The 11255-nt window shown below is 40.0% G+C and carries 5 protein-coding genes; all 5 read left to right on the top strand.

The window, feature by feature from the left end; all coding sequences use genetic code 11:
• The first annotated feature begins 21 nt into the window (after positions 1 to 21).
• The 5 genes from hsdR to B7991_RS13350 all read left to right on the top strand — a co-directional run bounded on the left by hsdR (position 22) and on the right by B7991_RS13350 (position 11085).
• Entirely contained in the window at positions 22 to 2334 is a 2313-nt protein-coding gene (hsdR, locus tag B7991_RS13370; RefSeq protein WP_088631275.1) for an EcoAI/FtnUII family type I restriction enzme subunit R, read from the top strand.
• 120 nt (positions 2335 to 2454) lie between these two features.
• Positions 2455 to 3411 (top strand): Fic family protein, encoded by a 957-nt coding sequence (locus B7991_RS13365; RefSeq protein WP_217898067.1) that lies wholly within the window; start codon positions 2455 to 2457, stop codon positions 3409 to 3411.
• An 18-nt stretch (positions 3412 to 3429) separates the two neighbouring features.
• The gene (locus B7991_RS13360) at positions 3430 to 4977 is read left to right on the top strand and encodes a class I SAM-dependent DNA methyltransferase (protein ID WP_088631273.1); all 1548 of its coding nucleotides are present in this window, start codon (positions 3430 to 3432) and stop codon (positions 4975 to 4977) included.
• Positions 4978 to 4982: 5 nt separating this feature from the next.
• Positions 4983 to 6497: a restriction endonuclease subunit S gene (locus B7991_RS13355; protein WP_088631272.1), complete on the top strand. Its 1515-nt coding sequence runs from the start codon at positions 4983 to 4985 to the stop codon at positions 6495 to 6497.
• A gap of 16 nt (positions 6498 to 6513) precedes the next feature.
• Positions 6514 to 11085 carry an ATP-binding protein gene (locus tag B7991_RS13350; RefSeq protein ID WP_088631271.1) on the top strand — a complete coding sequence of 1524 codons (4572 nt, stop codon included), beginning with the start codon at positions 6514 to 6516 and terminating at the stop codon, positions 11083 to 11085.
• The last annotated feature ends 170 nt before the right edge of the window (positions 11086 to 11255 follow it).

Here is an 11255-nt window from a genome sequence, read left to right as displayed (position 1 = left end):
ATTTGCTAATAAGGTTTGCTCATGGATCCGAACAAGAAAGAACTTTCCGAAGAAGATATCAAGAACCGCTACATAACGCCGGCGTTAAACGCTGTAGGCTGGGCGGCCGAAGATATGCGTATGGAAAAGTATTTCACCGATGGTCGCGTTATTTTCCAAGGTGGCAAGCATGCCCGCAAACAGGGTAAAAAGGCAGATTACTTGCTTTACTCTTCGCCGAATTACCCAATTGCCATTGTCGAGGCAAAAGACAACAATCACCCTGTAGGTGGCGGTTTGCAACAGGCGATGGATTACGCCCTGATTCTTGACATCCCTTTTGCTTACAGCAGCAATGGCGATGGCTTTGTAGAACACGACTTTTTGACGGGAACCGAAACGGAAATTCCGCTAGACAAGTTCCCGACACGTGAGCAGCTCCTTGAACGCGTACGAGCAAAAAAGAATTTTACTCCCGAACAAGAAAAGGTCATTAACCAGCCTTACTATTGGGATGCGGACACTCATGCTCCGCGCTATTACCAGCGAATCGCGATTAACCGCACTGTGGAAGCCGTCGCTCGCGGAGACAAACGAATTCTCCTCGTGATGGCAACGGGTACAGGCAAGACCTATACGGCGTTCCAGATTATCGAACGCTTGCATAAGTCTGAATGCAAAAAGAAAATCCTATATCTTGCTGACCGCAATATCCTTATTAACCAGACCATGGTTCAAGATTTCAAACCCTTCAAGAAAATTATGACAAAAGTGAAGGGCAAGGAACTGGATTCCAGTTATGAAATCTACATGGCGTTGTATCAACAGCTGGTTTCGTACGACGAGGGTGTACCCGATCCGTTTACCGCATTCAAGCCTGAATTCTTCGACTTGATTCTTGTGGACGAATGTCATCGCGGTTCTGCAAAAGAAGATTCCGAATGGCGAAAGATTCTTGAATATTTCAGCGGAGCAACGCAAATTGGCATGACCGCTACACCTAAGGTCGCGAATGGTGCCAATAACCTGGAATACTTTGGCGAACCGATTTTCACGTATTCGTTGAAGCAAGGTATTGAAGATGGTTTCCTTGCTCCGTATCGTGTGACAAACAGTTTCTTGAATGTGGATTTGAAGGGCTGGGCGCCAGAAGGTCCTCAAGAAATAGACCTTTTCGGCAACGTCATCCCGGAACAGCTGTATCAGCGTCCGGATTTTGGACGAGAACTAGTTATCAAGACCCGTCGTGAAGTTGTCGCACGTCGCATTACGCAGATGCTATACAAGATTGGTCGCATGACCAAGACGATTGTTTTCTGTACCGATGTGGAAGAAGCCGAAGCGATGCGTCAGTTGCTAGTGAACCTGAATGCTGACATGGTTAAGGAAGATTCCCGCTATGTCATGCGCATTACAGGCGATGATGCCGTCGGGAAAAAGCAACTTGGCAACTTTATTGAGCCAGATGAAGCTTACCCGGTTGTGGTGACGACATCTGAAATGTTGAGTACCGGCGTAGACTGCAAAACTTGCGGACTTATCGTTATTGACAAGGAAATTGGCTCGATGACAGAGTTCAAGCAGATTGTTGGTCGCGGCACCCGACTCAAGACGGATAAGGGCAAATGGCATTTTGAAATCCTTGATTTCCGTAATGCAACGCAGATGTTCAAGGATCCTGAATTTGACGGTGAACCCGAAATGCCCGAAGAACCTGTGCATGGTGGCGGCGGTGGTGGTTTGCATGAGCCCAAGCATCCTTACAATCCAGGTCCGAAAAAGTATTACATCAACCATGTCGAAGTAAAAATTGATGCCGAAACGGTCTCGTATCTGGGCGCTGATGGTAAAACGCAAGTGGTTGAAAGTTTTACCGATTTTACCCGCAAGAACATCCGTGGCAAGTTCGCTACGTTGGACGATTTTATCAAGCGCTGGTCTGCCGAAGCTCGTAAGGCCGCTATTGTCGATGAACTCAAGGAATACGATGTACTGATTGATGCAATCCGCGAAGCGAATCCCGACTTGGCTAAAGTGGATGTTTTCGACATCATTTGCCATGTGGCTTTTGACCAGAAACCATTGACGCGTCGTGAGCGCGCAAATAATGTGAAAAAGCGTAATTATTTAGCGAAATATGAGGGTAAGGCGCGCGAAGTTCTAGAGGCTTTGCTTGTTAAGTATGCCGACGATGGAATTTTACAGATGGAGCAGAATGACGTTCTGAAATTGGACCCGTTCAGCCATATTGGTACAGTACCCAAGATTATGAAGCTCTTTGGTGGGCGAGAAGGCTATGAAGCCGCCGTTATAGACCTGAAAAAACAGCTCTACTTGACCGACGATGTCGCATAATATATATTTACGATGTCGTTGTATTTGTCGGTCTAATTGTCGTAGTAAATGTCAGTGTAAATGTCGCTCTATTTGTCAGGTTATATGTCGGAGTAATAAGTGTATCAGCCGCCCTTTAAATTGAATTCTGAGATTCTTTCTCTTGCAACGGAAATTTCGTCGTTGATAGAGCGCTTTGTCATTCGCTTGGAACAAGCGGATAAGCTCAAGTTGCGTAAGGCGAATAAAATTAAGAGCATTCACAGCTCCCTTGCTATAGAAGGTAATACATTAAGCGAAAATGTAGTGAGCGACATTATCAACGGCAAAAGAGTTCTTGCTCCACAACGCGAAATCATTGAAGTCAAAAACGCTTTGGCAACTTATGAATTATACCCTAAGCTCAATCCCTTTTCTATTAGGGATTTGTTAAAGGCTCATGGCGTAATGATGCTCGGAATAGCTCATGATGCAGGGCGGTTCCGTAGTTGTAACGAAGGCGTGTTCAATGGAAAAAAGTGCATCCATTTAGCGCCTCCGCCAGGCAGAGTTCCTGCGTTGATGGCTGATTTGTTTGAATGGTTAAAAAAGAGCAAGGAACATTTGCTGATTCGTTCTTGCATTTTCCATTACGAGTTTGAGTTTATCCACCCGTTTAGCGATGGAAATGGTCGTATGGGGCGCTTGTGGCAGTCGCTTATTCTCGGTAAGTGGAACCCCGCCTTTGAACATTTGCCGGTTGAAAATATGGTCTATGCCAGCCAGCAAAAGTATTATGATGCTATTGCGAAGTCTTCAGTGGCGGGGGAGTGCAGTCCGTTTATTGAATTCATGCTCCAGAATATTCTTGATACATTGAAACAATTCAAGGATATTCCTGTTGAAGAGGGGACTGCATTGGCAAACGACATTAAGCTCTCGTTGCGTCAGAAGAAAATTATTGATATGATAAACGATGGTGATGTCACCATTGCAATGATTGCAAAAAAATTAAAGGTTTCAGAAAGGACGATCGATCGTGAAATGTCCAAGTTGCAAGACTTGGATGTGATTGCTCGCGAAGGCTCCGACAAAACCGGTCGCTGGATTGTCAAATAAGGTTTTATAAGGTAATATATGTCCGTAAACAACTTGGTCAAAAGATTGCAGAACGAAATGCGCGGCGATGCCGGCATCAACGGCGACGCCCAGCGAATCGAACAGATGGTGTGGATGTTTTTCTTGAAGGTCTATGACGCCCAAGAAGAAATCTGGGAATGCACCAAGGACAAGTATAAATCCATCATCCCCGAAAAAATGCGCTGGCGCAACTGGGCTGTAGATGAAAAAGACGGCAAGGCGCTTACGGGTGACGCGTTGCTCGCGTTCGTGAACAACGAACTTTTCCCGACGCTCAAGAACTTGCCCGTAAACGAGAATACCCCTCGCGGCAAGGCGATTGTGCGGATGGTCTTCGAAGATTTGAACCAGTACATGAAAGACGGCATCATCCTACGCAAGCTCATCAACATCATTGACGAAGTAGACTTTAGCGACGCCGATGACCGCCACACCTTCGGCGACATTTACGAAGGAATCCTGAAGGATTTGCAGAGTGCAGGCAACGCGGGCGAATTCTACACTCCGCGAGCCTTGACGGACTTCATTGTGCAACAATTACACCCGAAACTCGGCGAAACCTTTGGCGACTTTACCAGCGGAACGGGCGGCTTCTTGACCAGCTGCCTGAACTACCTGAAACCCTCCGTAAAGACCACGAGCGACGAAAAGAAATTCCAGTCGTCCATTGTCGGGCAAGAGTGGAAACCGCTCCCATACCTGCTTTCGATAACCAACATGCTTGTCCACGACATCGAAGAGCCGAACATCACCCACACGGATTCGCTCGGCCGCAAGGTGACGGAATTCAAGGACAGCGACAAGGTAGATTGCATCGGCATGAACCCGCCCTATGGCGGCAGCACCGGCATGAATGCCAAGCTGAACTTCCCGATGAATATGCAGAGCAGCGAAACCGCCGACCTTTTCATTGTGCTCATCATGTATCGCCTCAAAAAGATGGGCCGCGCGGGCGTGATTATCCCCGACGGGTTCTTGTTCGGTACCGACGGCGCAAAACTCGCCATCAAGCAGAAGCTGCTCCGCGAATTCAACCTGCACACCGTCATTCGCTTGCCGGGCAGCATATTCAGCCCTTATACGAGCATCGCTACGAATATCCTGTTCTTTGACAACGAAAAAGCGAAGGGCGCACCGACAGGATTCAGCACCAAGGAAACCTGGTTCTACCGCCTCGACATGCCCGAAGGCTACAAGCACTTCAGCAAGACGAAGCCTATGCGCCTGGAGCATTGCAAACCCATAATGGACTGGTGGAACAACCGCGAAGAAATCCTCGAGACCAACGACGACGGCGAAGTCGTGAGCGAAAAGTCCCGCAAGTTCACCCCCGAAGAACTCGTGGAAATGGACTGCAACTTTGACCAGTGCAAATTCCCCAAGGAAGAAGAGGAAGTGTTGCCGCCCGCAGAACTTCTGGAAGACTACCACAAGAAACGCGCCGCGCTGGATGCCAAGATTGACAAAAAGCTTGAAGAAATCCAAAAACTTTTGGGAATCGACACTATAGTCATCCCCGACTCCGTTCGGGGAACTAGGAGCTAGCGACGATGGACGGAAAGCAACTCAAGAACAGCATTCTGCAATGGGCGATACAAGGTAAACTCGTTCCGCAGAACCCCAAGGACGAACCCGCCCAGAAATTATTGGAACGCCTCGCCGCATCTCGAAACGCCGGCGACTCTCGTCATTCTGAGCGTAGCGAAGAATCCAGTAAAGGTTCTAAAAAAACGTCATTGCGAGGAGCTAAGGCGACGAAGCAATCCAAGAACCCGACATCCCGCATCTATCGTGAAAACGGCGTGTGGTACGAACAAGTCGGCACCGCCACCCCCAAGGATATTTCAGATGAAATACCGTTTGAAATCCCTGAAACATGGGCGTGGTGTAGACTTGGAAACCTTATTAAAATATCTTCTGGCGATGGTTTAGTTTCAAAAGATATGAAAAAGGGTGATATTCCTGTTTTTGGTGGAAATGGCATTACGGGTTATCATACAGAAGCAAATGTATTCGAAGAAACTGTTGTTATTGGCCGTGTAGGCTTTTATTGTGGAAGTGTTCATGTAACACCTAACAAAGCGTGGGTTACCGATAACGCATTTATTACAGATTATCCTAAAAGCGAAATAAATCGTGAGTTTCTTGTATTCTGTTTGAAATTTTTAGATTTAGGGAAAAGTCATAATGCAACAGCACAACCTGTTGTGTCGGGGAAGAAAATTTATCCATTATTTTTTCCCCTCCCGCCCCTAGCCGAACAAAAACGAATTGTCGCAAAACTTGAACAAGTTCTCCCGCTCGCAGAAGAATATGGAGCCGCCCAGGAACAACTCGACAAACTCAACAAGGAACTCCCCGAAGCCCTCAAAAAAAGCATCCTCCAAGAAGCCATCCAAGGCAAACTCGTCCCACAGAACCCCAAAGACGAACCCGCCTCCGTTCTCCTTGCTAAAATCCGAAAAGAAAAAGAGTCTCTTGTTAAACAGGGAAAACTCAAAAAGAAAGATTTGAATTGTGATTCCATAGCGGAAGAAGACTTACCTTTCGAGTTACCCTCAAATTGGGAATGGTGCAGATTAGAAGATATTGTTTGGCTCCTTTCAGATGGAACTCATAAAACTCCTAAATATACAGAATCGGGAATTCCCTTTGTATCCGTAAAGAACATGAGTTCTGGAAGACTTTCTTTTGAAAATACAAAATTTGTTTCAAAAGAAGAATCTGATATCCTAAATCAAAGATGTAATCCTGAAAAAGGAGATTTATTGTTATCAAAAGTTGGAACAACGGGTATTCCTGTGATTGTAGATGTTGATTTTCAATTCAGTTTATTCGTAAGCTTGGCTTTGATAAAATTTTTCCCAAATCTAATTGATAGTTCTTTTTTTGTGTATTTAATAAAATCTCCTTTGGTTCAAAATCAAGTTAGGGAACATACTCGAGGCGTTGGGAATAAGAATTGGGTCCTAAATGATATTGCGAAAACAATCATAGCGATTCCGCCCCTAGCCGAACAAAAACGAATCGTCACCAAACTCGAACAATTGTTTAAGGTGTTGTAATGTTAAAGGGGGTAATATGGAGTTGACGTTTGTAGCAATAATTGAACTAATAAGTGCTTGTGTAACATTAGAAGAATGTTTTTGGGCAAAAATACCTTTAATTGGCAATTTTTTTAGAAAACAAAAAATTTTGTCGAAAAAATGGAAATCCGATAACGTAGTTGTGGATGCTTGTATTAATCGCTTTAAGGAAGAATCATACTCTGAATATAGAGAACATATTTTTTCTGAAGATGAAAAACAAAAAATTATACAGGATTATTTTGAACAAAATCCTAATCTGAAATTGAATGAAACGGATAGAAAAAACGTTGAATTGTTTATCATTCGCGTTTTAGATGGCTTTAATGAATATAATCGTTCTATAATGACCCCAGGAGAACGAATTCTCCATGATTCCGTTTCAAAAGGAAATGAAAAAATCCTGTCTTCATTGGAAGAACTAAAAAATCAGGGAAAGGAAGATAATAAACGGAAATTTCTTAAAGCGGTAAATCATTATAAAAGAGATGATTCTCTCAATATTGATTGTAAAATCAACGGTGAATATGAAATCGATCGTTCTGTAATAATAAATCAAATCAAGAAAGATGATTGTCACTTAATTGCTATTGTCGGAGAGCCTGGCTCAGGAAAATCGGCTCTGTGCAAGATGCTTCTTGAATGTGAAGGATATGTTCTATACTCAAGAGCGGAGCGGCTTGCTTCCTGTAATAATATTTCCGAAATTTGGAACTGTGATCTAGATTCTCTTTTAGAAAATGGTTTTCAAGAAAAACTTTGCATATTTATAGATGCTCTTGAATTTATAGCGGACAATACAGAATCAGAAAAAAATAAGCTTCAAGAAATCTTTGCTTTATCTAGAGATTATAAAAATGTCTATGTTGTAGCATCTTGCAGGACGTCCGATAAAAATTCATTTGCAAAGTTGTGGTCTAATTACAAAGTTAAGGACTATGAAATAAGTGAGTTGAATGCAGGAGAGGTTGAGTCTATTATTCAATACTTTCCTTGCTTAAAAAAAATAAAAAGTCAGAAAGGATATTCTGATTTTCTGAAAAGTCCGTTCTATGTAAACTTGATTGTATCAAAATTGGGCGATGATTTTGAAATTAATGAAGAGAATGAGTTGAGAAAGATTATTTGGAACGATGTTATTTGTCTTCGTTCAAAAGCCTCAAAACATGGCATTGATTGCTCTGTAATTCAAAATATTGTTGAGAAGATTGTCTTCGATAGAGCAAAAAATTTTACACTTGGCGTAAATAAAGATGATTTGGATTCAAAAGTATTGAATCTTCTTCTGTCGGAAAAAATTGTGGTTCAGAATGGTGATTTGATTCGTTTAAGCTATGATATTTTTGAAGACATTTGTTTTGAACATAAGTTTGATAGATTTTTTGCTGATTGCAAGGGCGATTATTCAAAATTCTTTAGTGATATAGATTCTTTAGGTCGGTGTGCTTATCGTCGATACCAAATATGGGTTTCTAACAAGATCTTCACACTTGAATCTCGCAAAAAATTTTTACATGAATTGATTTTCTCTCATTACGATAACAATGCGTGGAAGAAACAAACACAAATCGGTATTGTAAAGTCAAAGTACAGCCATTTATTTTTTGACCAGTATTCGCAAAAATTGATTGATGATAATTTGTTAATTGAGTTTATCAAAATTGTGAACCTATATGGTTTTGAAGGAAAATTTGTAAAAGGCAATTTTGATTACAACTATTTAAAATTGGAACCAGTAGGTGAATCTAGAGAATGCTTGATAAGGATAATTGAATCAAAAGATCTTTACAAAAATGGATTAGAAGAATCTTATGTTCTTAAATTATGCACCGACTATTCTAATGTAAGAAATCGTGATGTAACAGTTTCTAATTCAGTTTGTGTAATCGTTGAATATTACTACGAATTAAAGAAAAATGAACAAGAAAAGTGGAATTATAAATCAATTAAAGATTTTGCACCATATTTGAGTGTTTTGTATCAATTGGCGGATGCTGCGAAAGAATGGTTAAAAAACTTTTTGTATGATTTAAAATGTGGCTTGAGATCTTCTAATAGAGAAGTTCAATATTTATCAGAAGAATTGGTTCAGTGGACATTAGTAAAACATGTCTGTAAAAATCTTGTAAAAGAACTTCCAGAAGATTTATGTGATTTAGCGAACGTTTTCTGGTTGAAATCAGGTGAAATAAAAAAACATAATGATTATGATCGTTTTGATAAATGTGATCTGTTTGGATTAAGCGACTTTGCTTCTGATCATCATTTTACATTTGGACGAGAACATGGTAATCCATTTTTTGTTTGTTTATTAAATCTCCATTTTTGGAAAGCCTTCGAATGGGCGACTGAATTTGTAAATCATTGTGTTTTGTCTTTTGTAAAAAATAAACCTGAGAAAATTGAATCTTGTAAGATTTATTTTATAGAAGAAAATCGAGAAAGGGAATATATTGGAAATTGTTATCTGTATATGTGTTCTTATGTAGAACATCAGATTCCTTTGGTGATAAGTGATATAATCTATAATTTGAAAATAACGATAATCAATTGGATGACGGTCCTGTTAGATGATGTTCCGTCGTTCCAAAAATTTGCATATAATGTAAGAAGAAAATTTTATGAAATGTCGAACAATTTTGCTTTGTTGTCTGTAATTGAAGATGTTGGCCTGCATTTTAAAAATGAACTCCCTGGCTATGTTATTGATTTAGTTTCCTGCAGAAAGGTGCTGCGTTGGGATATTCAGCGCTACTGCTTGTATCATAAAGATCAAGCCGTGTTGATTTCAGAAAATCAAATGAAACAAATTCTAGGGGTTGATGTAAAATCGCAGTATGTTTTGGATCCCAAATGTGATTGCTTGTTAAGAAATTATATTGTTGATTTACAGCTGAATGGTCCGGAGCCTTTGAGAAAAAAATGTCATGACATTCTAGACTATCTTTATTCTATAACATTAAATGACAAAAAAAATGCAGAAGATTATTTGCATATCCAACAAATGGATGTGCGAATCGCGGAGAAAAAATATGTTTCTTCTAGTATGGTTTCAATTACTCCAGTTGCCACTGGGGCAGCAAAAGACTTTGTTGAGAAACAAAAAGATAATGTAAATTGTGATGATTTTTTGGCTCAATGTTTTCAAGAAAAACCAATAAAAAATGCCGATGGAACTATAAATTTTGAATCCGTTGATTCTGCAATAGACTCTATTCTTGATATTGCTCAGCAAAGAAAAGAAGCAAAGTCATTTTTTGAGAATCGGTTGATTCATCTCATTTCAATTTCATTGTCTAATAAGGATATGTCTCAAGAACGTCGAGACTCTTTATGTATGATATGGGTAAGTGGATTGTTCCAATATCTTAATTACGGCTCATTTCTTTCAGACAACCAAATGGTTCCTTATCTATGGGAACAGCTGTCTGCGAAAATATCGAGCCATGTTAGATTTGAAATTAAAAAGTTAATGCTGTTTTTACTGATGTTCCAGGGGCCAAATGGCATCATTAAAGATCTTTTGAAAACAGTACGTCATTATCTGAAAAAGAATATTGCTGTTGCTGAACAATTTTTTACAGTCATTGTTCAACTAGCGAATCAAAACAAATCATACTATGATTTGATGACGAATTGTAATCAGATTTTGAAAGAAGATTTGTTTAATAATCAAGAAATAAAGAATGGTTTATTTCTTTCAAAAGATTATAATGTGGAGACTTTGAGCTCCATATCGAATTGTGGATTAAACCTTGAAAATGAATCGTTTGCTTGTATAATGCGACAACTTGTTTTTAGTATTCTTCGAACTTGGAATGATTCAATGAGCCAAAGAGCGTCGGAATATAAATTTGGTATTTATACAATTCAAAATATTCAAGATTTCTTCATATATGAGATTATTGAAAAAGAAGGCTCTGCAAATCGAGAAATAGATTTTCTTTTTGATGAAGTTGATTTCTCTAACTTCAAAGAAAATTCAATCCAGTTTTATCAAGACATCTTCATTTGGTTAGGTACAAAATATTTTGATTCCTATGAAAATTCGTCAAAACGATCAGAAATTGAGAAAAAAATACGATATATAGAAAATAAGGTTGCTTTGATTGCGAACGAAAATGTTAAGAATTTATTTTGCCGTTTTTTATGCCTTTATGAGGGCCCAAATTACACTACCGATTTAGAAAAATTGAAAACACATTATTCCTATGAAGATAAACTTTTTGTTAACGGGCAATTTGAAAAATATGGAAAATTCAACCTGTCAGAAATGTTCCAGACAATTCAAATGTTGCATTTAAAAGAACTTCTTCCAGAAATATTGCCGTCTGTTGCCTCATGCTTGAATGCTGCTTATCAGGAAAAGAATTCTTGTTTATGGGATTCTCACGATTTTGTATTTCCTGTTGCACGCTCTGTTTTAACCGAATCGTTTTATAGTCACTCTGATAAAATAAAGAATGATAAGACTTTAAGCGATTCGTTTGAAATAATTGTCGATGTGATGATTAAACTTGGCAATGAATATGCCGCTGTTTTACAAGATGAATTTAGGGTTCATTGAAAATTTTTTTTGAATGTAAAATGATGAACACTACTTTGCGGGCGTTTGTAGAGCAATTGCGGAAACAGATTGATTCTGAGGTCGGGGCGTTGCGGGGTGCCCCCGCTAGAAAGGGTCGCGAGCGACGCTGTGCGAGCGAGGGGAAAACTTGCCCCTCCTAAAAGGGAGAA

The organism is Fibrobacter sp. UWB3 (assembly GCF_002210405.1).
GTDB lineage: Bacteria > Fibrobacterota > Fibrobacteria > Fibrobacterales > Fibrobacteraceae > Fibrobacter.
This window is presented reverse-complemented; position numbering and strand designations above follow the sequence as displayed.

Bases quoted from the DNA above. Each gene is read 5' to 3' on its own strand.
- hsdR (WP_088631275.1), top strand. From the start codon at position 22: ATGGATCCGAACAAGAAAGAACTTTCCGAAGAAGATATCAAGAACCGC.
- B7991_RS13350 (WP_088631271.1), top strand. From the start codon at position 6,514: ATGGAGTTGACGTTTGTAGCAATAATTGAACTAATAAGTGCTTGTGTA.
- B7991_RS13355 (WP_088631272.1), top strand. From the start codon at position 4,983: ATGGACGGAAAGCAACTCAAGAACAGCATTCTGCAATGGGCGATACAA.
- B7991_RS13360 (WP_088631273.1), top strand. From the start codon at position 3,430: ATGTCCGTAAACAACTTGGTCAAAAGATTGCAGAACGAAATGCGCGGC.